14 protein-coding genes and 1 tRNA gene are annotated in these 16,512 nt (G+C 65.5%); 2 read left to right on the top strand and 13 right to left on the bottom strand.

Annotation, left to right across the window (positions count from 1 at the left end; all coding sequences use genetic code 11):
* Window positions 1-1,230 precede the first annotated feature (1,230 nt).
* Genes LVJ94_38860 through LVJ94_38830 form a run of 7 tightly spaced genes read right to left on the bottom strand, consistent with a single transcriptional unit; the run spans window position 1,231 to window position 10,372 of the window.
* Entirely contained in the window at window positions 1,231-2,310 is a 1,080-nt protein-coding gene (locus LVJ94_38860) for a hemin-degrading factor (GenBank protein ID WXB02856.1), read from the bottom strand.
* On the bottom strand, window positions 2,307-3,110 hold the full coding sequence (locus tag LVJ94_38855) for a heme ABC transporter ATP-binding protein (GenBank protein WXB02855.1): 804 nt from the start codon (window positions 3,108-3,110) through the stop codon (window positions 2,307-2,309). Before LVJ94_38855 ends, LVJ94_38860 begins: the two co-directional genes overlap by 4 nt.
* Entirely contained in the window at window positions 3,107-4,192 is a 1,086-nt protein-coding gene (locus tag LVJ94_38850) for an iron ABC transporter permease (protein ID WXB02854.1), read from the bottom strand. Before LVJ94_38850 ends, LVJ94_38855 begins: the two co-directional genes overlap by 4 nt.
* The gene (locus LVJ94_38845) at window positions 4,192-6,417 is read right to left on the bottom strand and encodes an ABC transporter substrate-binding protein (protein ID WXB02853.1); all 2,226 of its coding nucleotides are present in this window, start codon (window positions 6,415-6,417) and stop codon (window positions 4,192-4,194) included. The genes LVJ94_38850 and LVJ94_38845 overlap by 1 nt, the downstream gene beginning before the upstream one ends.
* 2 nt (window positions 6,418-6,419) lie before the next feature.
* Complete coding sequence (locus LVJ94_38840) at window positions 6,420-7,247, bottom strand: HmuY family protein (protein WXB02852.1); 828 nt, start codon at window positions 7,245-7,247, stop codon at window positions 6,420-6,422.
* Between the two features lie 15 nt (window positions 7,248-7,262).
* Complete coding sequence (locus LVJ94_38835) at window positions 7,263-8,402, bottom strand: HmuY family protein (GenBank protein ID WXB02851.1); 1,140 nt, start codon at window positions 8,400-8,402, stop codon at window positions 7,263-7,265.
* Window positions 8,399-10,372: a TonB-dependent receptor gene (locus LVJ94_38830; GenBank protein WXB02850.1), complete on the bottom strand. Its 1,974-nt coding sequence runs from the start codon at window positions 10,370-10,372 to the stop codon at window positions 8,399-8,401. Before LVJ94_38830 ends, LVJ94_38835 begins: the two co-directional genes overlap by 4 nt.
* Before the next feature lie 111 nt (window positions 10,373-10,483).
* Here LVJ94_38830 and LVJ94_38825 point away from each other — a divergent pair, with 111 nt between their 5' ends.
* A complete protein-coding gene (locus tag LVJ94_38825) occupies window positions 10,484-11,464 on the top strand; it encodes an NADPH:quinone reductase (GenBank protein ID WXB02849.1) in 981 nt (326 codons plus the stop codon).
* A gap of 6 nt (window positions 11,465-11,470) precedes the next feature.
* On the opposite strand, the gene LVJ94_38820 is transcribed toward LVJ94_38825, so the two are convergent.
* Both LVJ94_38820 and LVJ94_38815 read right to left on the bottom strand, forming a co-directional pair.
* Window positions 11,471-12,862: an L-serine ammonia-lyase gene (locus LVJ94_38820; GenBank protein WXB02848.1), complete on the bottom strand. Its 1,392-nt coding sequence runs from the start codon at window positions 12,860-12,862 to the stop codon at window positions 11,471-11,473.
* A 123-nt stretch (window positions 12,863-12,985) separates the two neighbouring features.
* The gene (locus tag LVJ94_38815; GenBank protein ID WXB02847.1) at window positions 12,986-13,231 is read right to left on the bottom strand and encodes a hypothetical protein; all 246 of its coding nucleotides are present in this window, start codon (window positions 13,229-13,231) and stop codon (window positions 12,986-12,988) included.
* Window positions 13,232-13,278: 47 nt separating this feature from the next.
* Between LVJ94_38815 and LVJ94_38810 the strand changes: the two genes are divergently transcribed.
* Complete coding sequence (locus tag LVJ94_38810) at window positions 13,279-13,983, top strand: M15 family metallopeptidase (protein ID WXB02846.1); 705 nt, start codon at window positions 13,279-13,281, stop codon at window positions 13,981-13,983.
* On the opposite strand, the gene LVJ94_38805 is transcribed toward LVJ94_38810, so the two are convergent.
* From LVJ94_38805 to serS, 4 genes are all read right to left on the bottom strand, one after another.
* Window positions 13,980-14,465 carry a hypothetical protein gene (locus LVJ94_38805; protein WXB02845.1) on the bottom strand — a complete coding sequence of 162 codons (486 nt, stop codon included), beginning with the start codon at window positions 14,463-14,465 and terminating at the stop codon, window positions 13,980-13,982. The genes LVJ94_38810 and LVJ94_38805 overlap by 4 nt on opposite strands.
* Window positions 14,466-14,527: 62 nt before the next feature.
* Window positions 14,528-14,779: a hypothetical protein gene (locus LVJ94_38800; protein ID WXB02844.1), complete on the bottom strand. Its 252-nt coding sequence runs from the start codon at window positions 14,777-14,779 to the stop codon at window positions 14,528-14,530.
* A 219-nt stretch (window positions 14,780-14,998) separates the two neighbouring features.
* Window positions 14,999-15,070, bottom strand: a tRNA-Cys gene (locus LVJ94_38795).
* Between the two features lie 80 nt (window positions 15,071-15,150).
* Window positions 15,151-16,428: a serine--tRNA ligase gene (gene serS, locus LVJ94_38790; GenBank protein WXB02843.1), complete on the bottom strand. Its 1,278-nt coding sequence runs from the start codon at window positions 16,426-16,428 to the stop codon at window positions 15,151-15,153.
* Window positions 16,429-16,512 lie beyond the last annotated feature (84 nt).

Genomic DNA, 16,512 nt, shown 5'->3' with positions numbered 1-16,512 from the left:
CGAGCCGCACTCGAAGGGTTTACCCCCTACACCACAGGTCGAGCCGGGCGCGCAGCTACCGCACCCAATGGCAGGAACCCCTTTGCACCCACTCCCCTCTACTCCGCACTTCTGCCACGGCTCGCATGCCGTTTTGGGTGTGCAGTTAACCGGGGGCGCCTTACCGTCGTTCTCACCGAACCCGCCGCCCGCATCGGAATTGGGGTTCCCTATTGGAGGGCCACCGTCCTGGGCGTTGGGATCGAAGAAACTTTCATTGGAACTTCCACACGCAGCCGCCGTCACGGCGACAGCCGCTATAAGCACCGAAACCCTGATGCCCATCCGCATCTGACGTACCTCCGGTAAACCGACTAATTGCCGCGCGTACTAGGAATTAGTGCGAATAGTTCAAATTCGATTTTTAATCGGAACGCGTACAACTTGACGCACTACTCCTGCTAACACGCGAGCTTCGAACGAGAGAGCAACGACGGAATTCGGGGGCGCGGTTGGATTTTTCGGAGACGTTTCGTGCTACCGGAGGTCCCCGCAGGGAGCCGGCGCACGTACCCTGGACTCCTGTCAACGACGCCGTCCAAAACGAACCAGGACACCAAGACATGGCAAGTGAGTGGACACTCACATTGCCGCGTCTGACCGGAGGTGACGATTCGCTTTTGGACGATGCCGATGTCGAGACGATGCTGCGCTTATACAAGGTGCCGGAATGTGACCGTGCTGCGGTGTCGTTTGGATATCGGGACGGTGCTGACTAGTGGATGGTGGGCGCGAGCGGATTGTTTCGAAGAGCCTTCAGTCTGGTAGGAGAGCGTGCGTCGGCGTCGGTGGAGCGTGCGCTCTCGGGGGATGCTGGAGACAAAAAAAAGCGACGCCGGCAATATTGCCGGCGTCGCGCGGAGAGATGGGCGTTGCCTGGGGCTTCCACTGGCTTAGGGATCCCCGTCGAAGTTCAACGGGGTCATTGAATATCGATTATGATTTTCAATCCGGTGACAGGTGCCTCCTTAGTGAAGCCGCTACATGAGGTAGACGGCTTTTTCGAAGGTTCGTGACGGTGCGGGCACCAGGCGACTATCTCTCCGCAAAGACTGGTCTGCTTCTCTTCCTCCGGCCTGCTCTCCTCGAACCCCTTAAACCTAGGACGCGGCACGTGGGGCGCTCGCTGCGCCTCGCTCTCCGTTAATTAGAACCACCGCGCGCCACGTACGCAAGGGAAATGAAATAGGATTAGGTCGAAGAAGTGACATTTTGGTTTAGCGCTGCCGGGAGTGCTTCCACTGCGCTGCGCCAAGCGGGGTTCTCCGTTTGACCTGGCTTTCGCAGCCCAACGAGCAGTGCAATCTGCTCACCCTCGCGGGTGTAGAGCTCGAGCGATGTGACGTTCCCGTCTTTGGTGGGCTTTCGCACCACCCAGGCTGAATCGATAAAATCACGCTGGACGTGCAAGTTGAACGTCGGGTCGAGCACGTTGATCCACGGTCCGGTCGGCACGACCTTGGTGACGGTGCCGGAGTAAATCTGAATGATTCCCGCGTTGCCGACGAACACCATGATGGAGAGGCCCGCCGCCGCCGCGCTCTGCAGGATGCGCTCGAGGCTGTCTTGCTCCACCGGATAGGCCAAGTCCGGGCCCGCGAGCCGGAGCGCTTGCGTTCGGGCAACGCTGAATCGCTGCAAAAGCCCGAAGAACTCGTGCGTATCGGTCATGGCGAGCCATGCTTGCCGAAGCCCGTCGACATCGACCTCGGCATCAGGACGGACCGGTCGAACTTGCGCAGGCGGCGTGAGCTCCAAGGCCGCGCTGGACTTCGCGCGGTAGGTCTCGATCAGCTCGAGAAAGGCATCGCGTTGCGTTTCGGCGCGAACGTAGATCTTGTGGATGGCTCGGCCGGTTTCGTCGAAAATCTGAAGGCTCTCCGAGGTGCCGCGCGATGTCTCCTCACGGACGAAAAAGGCGTAGCGCCAAACACGGAGGAAGATGCGCAGATCGATGGTGCCGAGGCTCTGGCCGTGGGCGCCGAAGAACTCGATGCGATCGTAGTTGCCCTCCACTTCGATGACCGCGGTGGGGTTGCGCGTAATCGCTTTGACGAGTCCCAACTTCGGGAGGGCCGATACGAAGGCCACCCAATCGGGCACGTCGAGGCGCACGGCAACCGGACCCGGTGAGGCTGGCGGGGCCGTGCACGCCGAGGCGACGAGTTCGCATTCGGTGACATTCAGTTTGTTCGCGGCATCGAGCGCGAACAGGCGTTTTTCGGAGGCCCGAAGAGCAAGCCACCGTTCGTACAACTCATTTTGATTCATGACTCGACCCGACTTTCGTTGAAGTTGGTGACGATGAGGGGGCAGTCGAGCTCGGGGTGCGGGAGCACCATCGCCTCGACCGAGAAGACTTCGCGAACCAATGCCGCCGTGAGCACGTCTTTGGGCGCGCCCTCGGCCACGCATCGGCCGCCGCGCAGGACGGCCACGCGATCCGCGCATTGTGCGGCGAGGTTCAAATCGTGGAGTACGGTGACGACGGCCACGCCGTCGGCGGCCATTTTGCGCGCCCAATGAAGTACGGCGTGCTGGTGATGCAAATCGAGGCTGTTCGTGGGCTCGTCCAAAAGAAGCACGCGGTGTTGCCCCTCGTGCGCCTCCCAGATTTGGGCCAGGGCGCGTGCGAGTTGGATGCGCTGGCGTTCGCCGCCGGAGAGGGTGACGTAGGTTCGTTCCTCGAAGGCGAGCGTGTCCGTGGCGGACATGGCGAGCCGCGTGATGGCGGTGTCGCGCACCGACTCGGTGCCCACGACATGGGGCGAGCGCCCGAGCAGGACCACGTCGAACCCGGTAAAGGCGAAGCGAAGGTCCTCGTGCTGCGAGAGCACGGCACGCACGCGGGCGCGCTCGAGCACGGCCCATTCGGCGAGGGGCCGATCGCCCATGCGGACCTCGCCCGACGAGGGGGAGAGCTCGCCGGAGAGCATCTTGAGGAAGGTCGACTTGCCGGCGCCGTTGGGGCCGACGATGGCCACGACCTCGCCGGGCTTGGCCGCGAGCGACACTTCCTTCACGAGGGTCACGGCGCCGGTGCGGAAGCTGACCTGACGAGCTTCGATCATCCGAGCCTCCCGCGCTCGCGCACGAGGAGCGCGATGAAACACGGCGCACCCACGGACGCCGTGACGATGCCCAAGGGAAGCTCTGCGGGCAACACGACGGTGCGCGCGAGGGCGTCGGCCCAAAGGACCAAGGTGGCGCCCAGCAATGCGGAGCCTGGAAGGAGGAGGCGATGATCCGGGCCTACGGTGAGGCGCACGACGTGTGGGACGATGAGGCCGATGAATCCGACCACGCCGGAGACGGCGACGGAGGTGCCCACGGCCAGCGCGATGAGCACGGTGATGACCCTTTTCACATGGTCGGCGGCGACGCCGAGGTTTCGCGCTTCCGACTCTCCGAGCAGGAGCGCGTTGAGGGCGCGCGCAAAGCGCGGCAGCAGCACGACGGGGGCGCTGAGAAAGAGCGCCGCGGCCACCACGGTTTTCCACGTGGCGCCGCCCAGGCTTCCCAGGGTCCAAAAGAGGATCGTGCGGAGCTGTGCATCGGTCGCGGTGAAGGTCAGCAGGCCGGTGAGCGCGGCACATAGTGCGGCGACGGCGATGCCGGCGAGAAGAAACATGGATACGGCAATGCGCCCTTCGACTTGGGCGAGGCGCTCCACGATCCAAGCTGCGCCGAGCGCACCGAGGAAGGCGGCCACCGGCAGCATGTGCGGCGCGGCGATCCAAGGCCCGAGGGCCTGCGCCCCGTGCGCGCCGAGCACGATGGCCGCCACCGCCCCGAGCGCACCGCCGCTGGATAGGCCGAGGAGCCCGGGATCGGCCAGCGGATTGCGAAAGACGCCTTGCATGGCGGCACCGGCGATGCCGAGCCCGGAGCCCACGAGAACGCCCAGAACGATCCGCGGCAAGCGAATGGCGAAGAGAATCGCCGCGTGCTCCTGCGTCGTTTCCACGGGCAATGCGATGCCCGCCTTGCCGGCGAGGAGTGCCACGAATTCGAGCGGCGGCATGCGCACTCCGCCAAAGGCCGCGGCGAGGATGGCCGAGGCCGCGAGAAGTACGAACAGTGCGGGAAGGATCAGCCGCCGTCGCGTTCGCGTTCGAGGTCGCGGGAGCGGGAGCGCGGCGGGGACGAGCATCAGTCGGGTTCCGCGGCCAGCTCGGGGTGAATCTTCCGTGCGAGCTCGCGGATGGCCTGGCCGGTGCGCGGGCCGAATCCGAGCAGGAGGAGATCGTCCATGGCGACGACGCGGTTCGCTTTGGCGGCGGGGGTTTGCGCGATGCCCGATACTTTGGCGAGGCCTTCGAGGCCGCCCAAGCTTTCCAGGCCACGCGCCGGAACGAGGAGGATGTCCGGCGCCGCCTCGGCCATGGCCTCGGGGGCCATGGGCTTCGAGCCATCGAAGCCGCTCACCGCGTTGACGCCGCCGGCGAGGCGCACCATCGAGTCGGCAGCGGAGTGCGTGCCGAACACGTGCAGCAGGTTCTGGCCGCGTGCATAGATGGCCAGCACCTTGGGGTGCGATGTTGCCTTGGCAACGAGTGCATTGGCCCGCCCGACGTCGGCGTCGAAATCGCCGAGGGCCTGCTTCGGATCGCGGTCCAGGAGCTGCCCCACCTTTTCGATCCGTGCGCGGGCAGCTGCGATGGATGGCTCCGAGGAGATGACCTCGAGGCGCACGCCTGCGCCGCGGATCTGCTCGAGTGCGGCGGGCGGGCCGGCTTCTTCGGCGGCGACGACCAGGGTCGGGGTGAGGCTCAAGACGCCCTCGGCGCCGAGGGTGCGTTGGTAGCCGACATGCGGGAGCTGGTTGGCCTTGTCGGGGTGCACGCTGGAGGTGTCGACCCCGACGACTTGCTCGCCCGCGCCCAGGAGAAAGACGGTCTCGGTGACCGGCCCGCCGACGGAAACGATGCGCGCCGCCGCCGTCTGTTTCGTCGAGGAGGTGCGTCCGCACGCCGCGGCGAAGAGCGCGAGGGTGAGAAGAATGGCGAAGGCGCTTCCGCCCCCGCGCGGTGAGCTGGGCGAGACGGAGCAGCCGCCCGAGTCCGAGCTCGCGCCGGAGCCCGAATCCGGGTTCGGGGAGGAAGGTGGCGGTGGATGGTCGACCGGTGGAGGTGGGGTCTGCGGCGGAGGCGTGCTCAAGGTGAGCGTGAAGTTCGCGTCGGTTTTGCTGGTGGTCACGCCGCTGACGACAACGATGGACTCGGCCTCGACGCGCGTCGGACTCGCAGGGGACAGTGCCGTCGCGCGATCGATGCGCGCGGCCCCGTTCTCGAGTGGAACCAGGGTTGCGGAGGTGCGCGCGGGATCGCCCTCGAAGGCGAGCAGCTTCGCCGCGTCGACCTCGAGCCGATAATAGAACGACGCGAGGCCGGAGGTGGCGCGGCGGACGCTGCCCTCCGCAGGAAAATCCGGCACGCTCAGCATGGGGTACTTCTTGGCATCACGGTATCCAGCGTTCATGGCACGTGTTCCCGTCGCCGTGTTCCACACGGCAAAGCGCGTAAACGCGGTCGCGAGGCTCGACGGGCGCACCACCGCGTCCGTCGCCTTCAAGGCCGGGCTGCCATCGGCGCCTTCGGCCTCCAAAATGGTGCGCACGATGTCGTTGCCGCGCGTCTCCGTCAGGTACACCGGCCAGATCGCGCTGCCGTACAGGTATGCGCCGGATGCGCCACCCGGTGGAAGGTCGAGTGAGCGCGAGGGCTCGCGGAAGAACGCCGGGAGAAACGACTCCAGATCGGTGAGCGTGGGATCCAGCGTCTTCGCGGCCCACTGCGCCGTGCCCTCGGCCCAGAAGCGATCCATCTCCGCGTCGTAGCCATTCTGCACGGTGTGAAACACTTCGTGCGGGAGCACGGTGCGGATGCCGATGTCGGCCGTGGGGTAGCGTTCCCCGAGCTTGCTCTCCGCGAGGATGAAGCTTGCACATTGCCGCCCGACGCATCGTTCGGGCACCGCCGTTCCATCGGCTGCGGTGAAGTGCACCAGGTACACGTCGAGCCGGCCGTCGCCACCGTTGGAGCCACACGTGGTGTCCTCGTCGGACGGCGGTGCGCGGAATCCCATGCCGGCGTAACGCTCCAGGGCATCTTGCGTCACCGCGGCCGCGCGGGCCACTTCGTCCGGCACCCCGTCGGGGCGCGTGCTCGCCGCATGGACGCGGTGCTCGCCCTCCGTCGTGTACCAAACGCGGGCCCGCGCTTCATCGAAGTGCGCGACCGCCGCCGCGCCATAGGCATACCCCGCATGACCTGCGGGATCGGTGGGACGCGTGCAGGTCTGCGCGTGCGCTTCGGCGGCGGCCCCACCCCCAACCATGGCGAGGAACACGCCGAGGGCGACGCCGAAGGCACGCATGCTCAGAGAGCCTCGACCTTGAGGGTGAAGTGCCCGCCAGCGCTACCCACGCCGCCGTCCGGCGACGAGTAGTACGAGAGGATCTGCAGCTTGAAGAGCGTCCCCGCCGCGGACTTCACGAGCCACGTCCCCGCCTTGGGGGCCAAGGTGTGCGTCGCCGGATTGTAATCGTACCAATCGCTGAAGGTCGTACGGACCTTGCTGTTGGCGTCGAGCTTCGGCGTGCAGTCGTCGTTGAAGAAGTTCTCCGAGGCGAAGGTCTTGCCCTGCGCGTCGGCTTGCGTCACCTCCTCGTAGGCCTTGCCCGCGAGAAACACGGCGCTGCCCTGACCTTGGCCGCTGTCACCGCTGTTGGTGAAGATGACTTCGCGCTTCAGCGCCAAGTCCCATCCGGTGGACGACCACGCGGATTTGTCCGTGACGGCGGCCTTGCTCGAGGGAAGCTTGATGTAGATGCGCGGGTTCTGATCCTGCGAGGGGAGGCCTCCCGCGCTGGCGTTCACGTAGATGCTCTGCGTGCTTCCCGAGGTCGCGTACACGGTGACATCGCCCGTGGACACCGAGTCGATGGGCTTGAGTAGTTGTTCCTTGGCCGCGGTGCATCGCTCGACGGGCGCGGCATCCGTTCCCGTATCGATGGTGCCCGTGTCGGTGGTGCCCGTGTCGGCGGATTGATCGCCGCGCACGTCGCTCGAGGGGGCCGTGTCTTTGGCGGCGTCCCCTCCCGGATTGACGGCCGTCGATTCGTCGTCGCTGCACCCCACGGCTCCAGCGGCGAGCGTGAGGGCCATCGAAGACAAAAGAATCCCTGCGAAAAGGCTATGTTTCATAGCTCCGTGTCCTTTTTATTCTTTGAAAGGTTTGATGCGTAGGGCGACCGTTCCGGGAGACGTCGCAGTGGCATTCTCGAACGAGGTGAACCCGATGAAGTACTTCTTTTCCCCGCCCGCGCTGGTGACGACCCACGCGGCATAGGCTGGTGTTCGCGCGTTGCGATCGGCCCAGGCGTCGCCGAATCCGCTGATCACGCGGTCGCCCCGCAACGTTTTGCCCTCGAACGACGCCCAGTTGATCGCGTCGAAGCGCGCCTTCTCACCGTCCGCGGTGCGCGTCTTGACTTGCGCGAGCGCCTCGCCTGCGGTGGCGGCGTCGTCGAAGTCGATGCTGGTCACCCCGCGCGGTCCACCCACGCCGCCGTTCGCGCCGATGGTATCGCGCCGAAAACCGAGTTGCCATGCGTTCGACGCGTTCGCGGCCGCGGGGGTCAGCATCGTGCGCGCGCCGTTGCTCAGATCGAGGAACTCGCTCGTCTTGTTCGGGTCGGCCGTAAGCCCGCCGGCGGTGCCGTCGAGGTTGGTCACCTCCACGGTGTCGCCGACGCGATCGGCGAAAAGCTCCGCGTAGCGAACCTTGTACAATGCACTGACCGGTGCGCCGTCTCGCTCACCGTAGTAGCCGAGCACTTGCACCTTCCAGCGGCGCGTACCATCTTGGATCCCGGCCACGTGGTAACGGCTGTAGAGTACATGCGTGTCGCCATCGTAGGCGTACCACTTCACGAAGGCGCCGCCCGTCTTGTCGGTGAACATGAGCGGCACTTGCGGTGGCGTGGCGGCGCTGTACGAAGGCGCATCGATGGGGCCAAACGCCGAGCCGCGGCCCGTGCCCGAGGCGCCGCCGTTGGTGTAGACGTCGTATTGCTCGAGCGCGAGGTCCCAATCGGTCGACGCTTTGGGATCGCCCGACACTTGGACGGCGCCCGGCGGATCGAATCGAACGTAGGCGCGGCCGCTCTCGGGAACGGTCACGCGCACCTCGGTGCCCGAGGAGAACACGCTCCAGTCGTGCCCCGCGTCGGGCGAGGGGTTGGGATTGCCGCTGCCGCCGCCATCGGCGGTGTTGGGGTCTTTCGTCCCCGCGCTGTCGCTGCACGATGCGCACGCGAGGGCGAGCCATGGAGCGAGCCAAAGGAATCGCGGTTTCATTCGTCCTCCCAAGGAAAATCGGCACGAAGACCGAGGTAAACGACGCGCCCGAGCGGCGGCCGCGTATCACCGACGCGCCCCACGTCCTGACGCGCATCGAGCAGGTTCAGCACCCCGACATAAGCTTGCGACTTGGGCCAAAGTTCGCGCCCGAGGCGAAGGTCGACCATCGAGTACGCGGGCGAGCGCGTGGTCTCGTTGATGAAGGCGTCGGTGGTCACGCGCCACCGTGCATTCGCCTCGAACTTCGACGGCAAGAGCGCGCGCACCGACGACGTGACGGTGTGCGGCGGCCTTCCCCCGAGCGGGCGATCGTTCAGATCGTCCCGCGTCCAGAGGTACGAGTAGCTCACGTCCGCGCGCAGCCGATCGTCCCATAGCCGTACGCCCGCCGAGAGATCGCCACCCAAGGTGCGCGCCTTGCCGAAGTTGGTGTACCGGTAATCGACGACGGAACCGTTCGGAACTCCGTTCGCGAGATCGAGATCGATCATGTCCTCGACCCAGTTCGCGAAGGCCGAGGCCCGCAGGGTGACCGCTTTGTCGGGCTGCCAGGTGGCGTCGCCGTTCAAGCCCCACGATGTCTCGGGCCTGAGATCCGCATTGCCCAGAACGCGGTATCCGTAAATGGCGTGGTCGAACACGAACCCGAGCTCCTTGGCGCTCGGCGCGCGAAATCCGCGTCCGCCGGAGAGGCGCAGTGTCACCTCGGGCGTCGGGCGATAGGCCAAGGCCAAACGCGGGGAAACCGCGCCCCCGTACTTCGTATGCCCTTCGCCGCGCACGCCCGAGAGCAACGTGACCTTCTTGCCGAACCGCCATTCGAGCTGCCCATAGGCTGCCGCGTTGCCGAAGCTTTGCGGCACCACCTCTTGCTGGCGCGTGGTGGTGACGCCCGTGCTCACGCTCTCCGATTTGGTCAGGTACTGCGAGAACGTCTCCGCCTCGGCGCGCGTGCCGAGCACCCAGGTGCGCGGCCCATCGGCGAAGGTTGCCACCGCCTCGAAGCTTTGCATCCGCTGGTGGCGGTCACGGAGTTGATCGACCGGCGAGTTGCGTCGGTCGTTGGACGTCTCGTTGTCGGTCCATTGGCGGCCGAGGGTGAGTCGCAGGTTCGACCCGCGCCCGAGATCGATGGTCTCGATCACGTGCAGCGTGTAGCGATGCGTATCCGCGGGGAGATCGATGAGGTAGCGCCCGAGCCCCGGCGTTTCCTCGGAGCGCAGGCCATCGCTCTTGTCGTGGAGCCATCGCGCGCGCACCCGCAGGTCGATTCGCTTGGTGAGGCTCGTGCCCGCGCGAAGGCCGAGCATCTGCCGCGAGATGTCGGGCACCTGCAGATCGGGCAACTCGGCGATCCGTGCGATGCCGTCCTGGCGAAAGACGTTCGCATCGAGTGTGACCCACGTCTTTCCTTGCCGGTAGGCGCCGTTGGCTTGCGCGAACAAGGTGCGGTAGCTCCGCCCTTCGATGCGCGCACGCCCGCTGGCGCCTTCGAAGCGGGGTGGCGACGTCACCAGGTTCACCACGCCGCCGAGCGCGCTCGATCCGTAGAGGGAGCTCGTGGGGCCGGTCACGATCTCGATGCGCGCGAGGTCCGCCGTGGGAAGCGTGGCCAGATCGATGGCGCCGCCGATGTCACCGACGACGCGCTCTCCGTCCTCCAAGACGAGGACGCGGTCGCGATCGAAGCCTTGAATCTGAATGGCGCTGACGTTGCCGAGGAAGCCGTAGGCACCCGGATCGACGCGCACGCCGGGTTGCGAGGCGAGTGCCTCGCCCACGTTGGTCGCCCCGCGGCGATCCATTTCATCGCGCGTGACCACGTCCGTTTTCACAGTTGCACGCTGGGATCGCTCGGGCGTGCGCGTGCCCGTGACGACCACCGTGTCCTGCGCATCGCGCGGCACGGGATCCGCCCCGCGGGCGCGACCTGTGGTGGTCGTGGACGCCAGCGTCAAAGCGATCATCAAACTCGTCCTTCTAGTCACGACGGGATGGCAGCAGTGATAATGAAAACCATTATCACAATGAAGGCAAGATGATGGATGCCCGGAGTACCGTCAAGGGTAAAGTGAGGCATGCGAGCCGCCTGGTACGAACGACGTGGTGCTGCGGCGGAGGTCTTCGTCGTCTCCGAGATGCCCGCTCCCCATCCGGGCCTCGGAGAGGTACGTGTACGCGTCCACGCATCGGGGATCAACCCTGGCGACGTCAAGAAGCGAGCGCCATGGCTTGGGATGCCAATTGCGCATCCGCGAATCATTCCGCACAGCGATGGTGCAGGTGTGATCGATGCGGTGGGGGAGGGCGTCGATGCTTCGAGGGTGGGTGAACGCGTGTGGTGCTTCGGCGCGCAATCCTACCGTCCGTGGGGTACGGCGGCAGAGTTCACCAGCGTCCCATCGGAACAGGCCGTCTCGCTTCCGGACGGGATCGATTATGTGCAGGGCGCATGCTTTGGCATTCCTGGCATCACCGCACATCGGGCGGTGTTCGCCGATGGTCCCGTCGACGGCGCGTCGGTTCTCGTGCGCGGTGCGCTGGGGGCGGTGGGGCGCGCGGCGGCCGTTCTCGCCGTGTGTGGCGGCGCGCACGTGGTGGCGACGGTGCGCTCGGAGGACGAAGTCGAGACGGCGAAGCGTGAGACCGGCGCACACGACGTGCTCGTGCAAAGCGCCGCGGACTTCACGCAGCGGGTGCTCGATCTCACCGACGGCCGCGGTGTGGATCGCATCATCGAGGTGGCGTTCGATGCGAACCTTTCGTCGAACCACGACGTCATCGCATTGGGCGGTGTGATTGCGGCTTATGCCACGGCGGAGGCCGAGCCGAAGATTCCCTTCTGGCCGCTGCTCTTCAAGAACGTGACGATCCGTCTTCTCGGCAGCGACGACTTTCCGCGCGCCGCCAAGCTGGAGGCCGCGCGGGCGGTGAGCGAGGCGGCCGCGGATCTCGTTTATCCAATTGCCGCGCGCTTTCCGCTGGAGGAGATCGCCCGCGCGCACGAGGCCGTCGAACGCGGCGCCCGCGGGCGCGTGGTGCTCGACGTCAGCCCTTGAGGACGCTCAGCACTCGATGACGTTCAGCGCGAGTCCGCCGCGCGAGGTCTCTTTGTATTTGTCCTTCATGTCTTCGCCGGTCTCGCGCATCGTCTTGATGACTTTGTCCAGCGAGACGAAGTGGCTGCCGTCTCCGCGCAGGGCCATGCGCGCGGCGTTGATGGCCTTCACCGCGGCGATGGCATTGCGCTCGATGCAGGGCACTTGAACGAGGCCGCCCACTGGATCGCACGTGAGCCCGAGGTTGTGCTCCATGCCGATTTCCGCGGCGTTTTCCACTTGGCGCGGTGAGCCGCCGAGGACTTCGGTCAAGCCGGCGGCGGCCATCGAGCAGGCCGATCCCACCTCGCCCTGGCAGCCCACCTCCGCGCCCGAGATGGACGCGCACTCTTTGTAGATGACCCCAATGGCACCCGCGGTGAGCAGATAGCGAACGATGCCCTCTTCGTCGGTGCCGGGGACGTGGTTCGCGTAATAGTGCATCACCGCGGGGATGACGCCGGCGGCGCCGTTGGTCGGTGCCGTCACCACGCGCCCGCCTGCGGCGTTTTCCTCGTTCACGGCGAGCGCGTACAGGTTCACCCAATCCATGACGACGAAGGGATCCGACGGATCCGGACGCGTGGTGAGCTTGCGGTACAACTCCGCCGAGCGGCGTTTGACTTTGAGGCCGCCGGGCAGCACGCCCTCGCGGGCAAAGCCATTGCGCACGCACTCGCGCATGACCGACCAAATCTCGAGCAGGCCGCGGCGGATGTCGGCCACGGTGGAGTAGCCCGTCTCCTTGCCCAGGGCCTTCTCGTTCTCGAGCATGATGCGGCTGATGGAGAGGCCCGTTTCGTCGGCGTGCGCGAGGAGCTGCGCGCCGGTGCGGAAGGGATACGGGATCACCGTGTCCGATTCTTTGACGCGCTCTGCACCGGTGGCGTTCTCGTCGACGACGAAGCCGCCCCCAACGGAGTAATAGGTTCGGCTGCGCAGCACGGCGCCGTCGGCGTCGTACGCGTGCAAAATCATCCCATTGGGGTGAAATGGTAGCGACTCGCGCCGGTGCATCACCACGTGCTCGCGGTGGTCGAAGGAGATCTCGTGCGTCCCCAGAAGGCGCAGCTTCAACGTGGAGCGGATTTCCGCCTCGCGATCCTGCGCGACGAAGGGATCGATCCGAGCTGGGTGGTTGCCCTCCAATCCGAGCATCACGGCTTTGTCGCTGCCGTGCCCCTTTCCGGTGGCGCCGAGCGACCCGTACAACTCCGCGCGCACCGAGGCGGTGCCGGCGAGCAATCCGTCGTCCGAGAGTCCGGTGACGAACATCAGCGATGCGCGCATGGGCCCGACGGTGTGAGAGCTCGAGGGGCCTATTCCGATCTTGAACAGATCGAAGACGCTGATGGGCATGTCGGGGTTCTCATTATCATACCGCGGTTAACGCGGCAGGTTGGATTGGACGCGTTTCGACTGCAATGTATTGGCGCGCGCGCCAATGTATTGGCACGCCCACCACTTCATCGGCGTTTTGCCTTACAACGCGACCTGTCCGCGATCGAACCACCAGAGGCCGTCCGCCTCGCATGTCACGCGAAGTTCATGGAATCGTTCGTCTTGCCATAGCAGGCTGTAGGGAAATTCGTCGGTCCAGGAGGAGCCTTCGAGCTTCCAGAAATGGTCGTCTTCCGCGAGCTCCCGTGCCGCTGCCGTCTGGCGGAAGTGCGCGAGCGCGTGACGCGCTCCGTCGTTCAACCGATGTTCGGGGGGCCATTGGATCATGCTGCGGGTACACGCAAAGCGAGCGCCAAAGTGCTAGCGTGCTCGTCGTGCGCTTCGGTCTCGGTGCCATTCTTCTCCTGGCGGCGTCTGCTTTCGCGATGGTCGCCTTGAACCGCACGCGTGCCGATGTGATCGACATCCAGCCGCCATTCCTCGTGTTCGTGCAGCCGATCGACGCGGAGACGGCCAAGTCGATGGACGGCGTGTCGTGGCGACCGGGCTGCCCCGTGCCCATGGAGGACTTACGCGCCATCGATATGACGTACTGGGGCTTCGACGCCAAGCCGCACGCGGGGCGTCTGATCGTTCACCACGAGGTGAGTGCCGCCGTGGTGCGCGTGTTCAAAAGCATGTATAGCGCACGCTTCCCCATACGCCGCATGGAGCCCATCGACAAATACGGGGGCAGCGACGAGGCGGCGATGGAGGCGGACAACACGTCGGGCTTCAACTGCCGCCCCGTCACCGGCGGCACCGCGTGGTCCAATCATTCTTACGGGCGGGCTATCGACATCAACACCGTCGAGAACCCCTACATCAAAGGCGAAATCGTGCTTCCCGCCGCCGGCGTCCCCTTCGTCGACCGCACCAACGTGCGTCCCGGCATGATCCTCGAGGGCGACGCCGTCACCCGCGCGTTCGACGCCGAAGGCTTCACCTGGGGCGCCCGCTGGAAGACGCGCCAGGACTACCAACACTTCGAAATCCCTCCGCCCGGCGGCCACGCGGCCGGCGATTCCCCGCCGAATTAGCTCCGCACGCGGTCCCAGAGCTCCCGGACCTCGAGCTCGTCGAGCCATTGCTCGATGTACGCGAAGTCCAAGGCATTCCCTTGCGTATCGAGGATGCCGCGCACATCCCGAAGCTGCCGCTCCGACTCGCCCAGCTTGGCCCACTCGAGCTTGGAAAGAATCGTGTCTTCGGCGGAGGCGGCGAACATGCTGACGCCCAGGATGTTCATGGGAACGCGGCGCGCGAGTTCCGTTCGGCTAAAAGGCCGCGATTTGCGGAAGATAAAATCGACCTTCCAGCCACTGGCCTCGTCGATAACGTTGAACTGACTGTGCCGGCGAAACTCGTCGCGAGCAACGTCGGCGTCGACGTAGCATTCGTCCCGCGCCAACAAGGCCAAGAGCGCGTTCAGGCTATCGAATGTTGGTGCAATGACGATGTCGACGTCCTGCGTGGCGCGCGGGATGCCGTAGATTGAGCTTACGAACGAGCCAGCGACCATGTATGGAACGCCCGCCGTTTCGAGGGCGCTCTTCAGTCTGGATAAGAATGAAGCCGGTTCACTCACGGCGAGGGGACGGGATCGCCGGGCCAGAGTCGCTGGGCAAGGGCCGACCCGTAGATGAGCGCGATGAGGGCCCGACGAACTTCCTCGTTCGAATACTCGGGGTGGCGTTGGCGAATGCCCTCGCGCGCGAGACATCGCACGCTCTCACTGAGGTCGCGCACGATGCCGGATTTTCGCTCCGGGCTCATCCGCCGGTAGACCTCGAGCTGTGCCTGGTAAGCGGCAGGATGCGTGTCTTGGGGACGCATGCCTATGCTTTACCTCGGGGCCTACGAAATTCTAGCCGCCAGGAAAACCCTCTCGGGGTTTCGGGCGTGCAGGGCCCCTCGGACAAAACCCCTCTCGGGTTCTTGGGACGGCACGGCCCCTTGGACGAAACCCCTCTCGGGTTTCTTGGGCCTGCAGAGCCCCTTGGACGAAACCCCTTCTCGGGGGCTTGGGGCGGCGGAGCCCCCCAAAACCAGAAGAGGCGTGGATGGGATTCGAACCCACGTATGATGGTTTTGCAAACCATTGCCTAACCACTTGGCTACCACGCCATCGCTGTCTTCGCGGGAACCGACACTAGCGTACCGGAAGGGCCCGCGTCGATAGCAGATTTTGGGAAAACCTCCTCCCCTTATTTCCCGCCTCGCTCCAGTTTGGTGCGGCCGTTCATGTAGGGGACCAGCGCCTTGGGCAGGGTGATCGAGCCGTCGGCGTTCTGGTGGTTCTCGAGCAGCGGAATCAGGATGCGCGGGCTCGCAATGGCCGTGTTGTTCAGGGTGTAGGGGTACACCAAGGTGCCGTTCGCCAGGCGCAGGCGGATGTTCGAACGGCGCGATTGGAAGTCCCCCAACGTCGAGCAGGAGTGGGTCTCCGAGTAGGCCTTGCGGCTCGGCATCCAGGACTCCACCTCGTGTTTGCGCGTCTGCCCCAGGCCGATTTCGCCCGTGCAGGCCAGCGCCACCCGGTACGGGATCTCCAGCGCGTGGAGCACCGCCTCGGCGTTGTCGAGCAGCTGGTAGTGCTCTTTCTCCGCCACCGCCTCGTCCGGCAGACAGAAAACGACCTGCTCCACCTTGGTGAATTGGTGCACGCGGTAAAGGCCGCGCGTGTCCTTCCCGTAGGCGCCCGCCTCGCGGCGGAAGCACGACGAAAGGCCCGCGTAGCGAATGGGCAGCTGCGCCTCCTCCAACGTGTCGTCCGCGTGCAGCGACACCAACGCCACCTCGCTGGTTCCCACCAGGTAAAGCTCGTCGGCCGTGATGGCGTACGCTTCCTCGCGTCCGAGCGGGAAGAAGCCCGTGCCCTGCATCGCGCGCTCTTTCACCATCACCGGCGGAAGGACCATGGTGAGTCCGCGCTCGACCAAAATGTCCGCGGTGAGCCGCGTCAGCGCCATTTCGAGCAGCGCGCCCATTCCGGTCAACGCGAACGAGCGACCGCCCGCGAATTTGCGCGGCCCGTCGAAGTTCACCATCCCGAGGCTCTGCATCAGATCGAGATGGTCCTTCGGCTCGAAGTCGAACGTGCGCGGCGTGCCGACCTTGCGGATCTCGACGTTGTCTTCCTCGCCGGCACCCACAGGCACCTCGGGCCGCGGCACGCTGGGGATGCGCAGCATGAGGTCGTCGTAGACGCGCGTGATCTCGGCCAGTTCAGGCTCGAGCTTCTCGATGGCGCCCTTGACCTCCTTGCCCTCCTCGATGAGCTTCGGGCGCTCCTCCTTGGAGGCCTTCGGGATCAAGGCGGCCACCTGGTTCTTCCGGGCGCGCTTTTCGTCGAGCAAAGTGATGACCTCGCGGCGGCGCTTGTCCGCGGACAGCAGCTCGTCCAAATCAAGGTCGAAGCGCTTGTTGCGAATGGCGGCGCGAACGAGGTCGGCATTCTGGCGAATGAAGGCGATATCGAGCATGCGGGCCCCTTCTATATCACCCGCCGAGCCGGCCGCGTTCTCCAAGACACACCGGCGCCACGGTACGGGCTGGCACCTCGGAAT

The organism is Sorangiineae bacterium MSr11367, assembly GCA_037157805.1.
Taxonomy (GTDB): Bacteria; Myxococcota_A; Polyangia; order Polyangiales; family Polyangiaceae; genus Pendulispora; species Pendulispora rubella.
This window is presented reverse-complemented; position numbering and strand designations above follow the sequence as displayed.

Bases quoted from the DNA above. Each gene is read 5' to 3' on its own strand.
- LVJ94_38805 (WXB02845.1), bottom strand. From the start codon at position 14,465: ATGGTCGCTGGCTCGTTCGTAAGCTCAATCTACGGCATCCCGCGCGCC.
- LVJ94_38855 (WXB02855.1), bottom strand. From the start codon at position 3,110: ATGATCGAAGCTCGTCAGGTCAGCTTCCGCACCGGCGCCGTGACCCTC.
- LVJ94_38830 (WXB02850.1), bottom strand. From the start codon at position 10,372: ATGATCGCTTTGACGCTGGCGTCCACGACCACCACAGGTCGCGCCCGC.
- LVJ94_38840 (WXB02852.1), bottom strand. From the start codon at position 7,247: ATGAAACATAGCCTTTTCGCAGGGATTCTTTTGTCTTCGATGGCCCTC.
- LVJ94_38815 (WXB02847.1), bottom strand. From the start codon at position 13,231: ATGATCCAATGGCCCCCCGAACATCGGTTGAACGACGGAGCGCGTCAC.
- LVJ94_38835 (WXB02851.1), bottom strand. From the start codon at position 8,402: ATGAAACCGCGATTCCTTTGGCTCGCTCCATGGCTCGCCCTCGCGTGC.
- LVJ94_38850 (WXB02854.1), bottom strand. From the start codon at position 4,192: ATGCTCGTCCCCGCCGCGCTCCCGCTCCCGCGACCTCGAACGCGAACG.
- serS (WXB02843.1), bottom strand. From the start codon at position 16,428: ATGCTCGATATCGCCTTCATTCGCCAGAATGCCGACCTCGTTCGCGCC.
- LVJ94_38845 (WXB02853.1), bottom strand. From the start codon at position 6,417: ATGCGTGCCTTCGGCGTCGCCCTCGGCGTGTTCCTCGCCATGGTTGGG.
- LVJ94_38820 (WXB02848.1), bottom strand. From the start codon at position 12,862: ATGCCCATCAGCGTCTTCGATCTGTTCAAGATCGGAATAGGCCCCTCG.
- LVJ94_38825 (WXB02849.1), top strand. From the start codon at position 10,484: ATGCGAGCCGCCTGGTACGAACGACGTGGTGCTGCGGCGGAGGTCTTC.
- LVJ94_38800 (WXB02844.1), bottom strand. From the start codon at position 14,779: ATGCGTCCCCAAGACACGCATCCTGCCGCTTACCAGGCACAGCTCGAG.
- LVJ94_38860 (WXB02856.1), bottom strand. From the start codon at position 2,310: ATGAATCAAAATGAGTTGTACGAACGGTGGCTTGCTCTTCGGGCCTCC.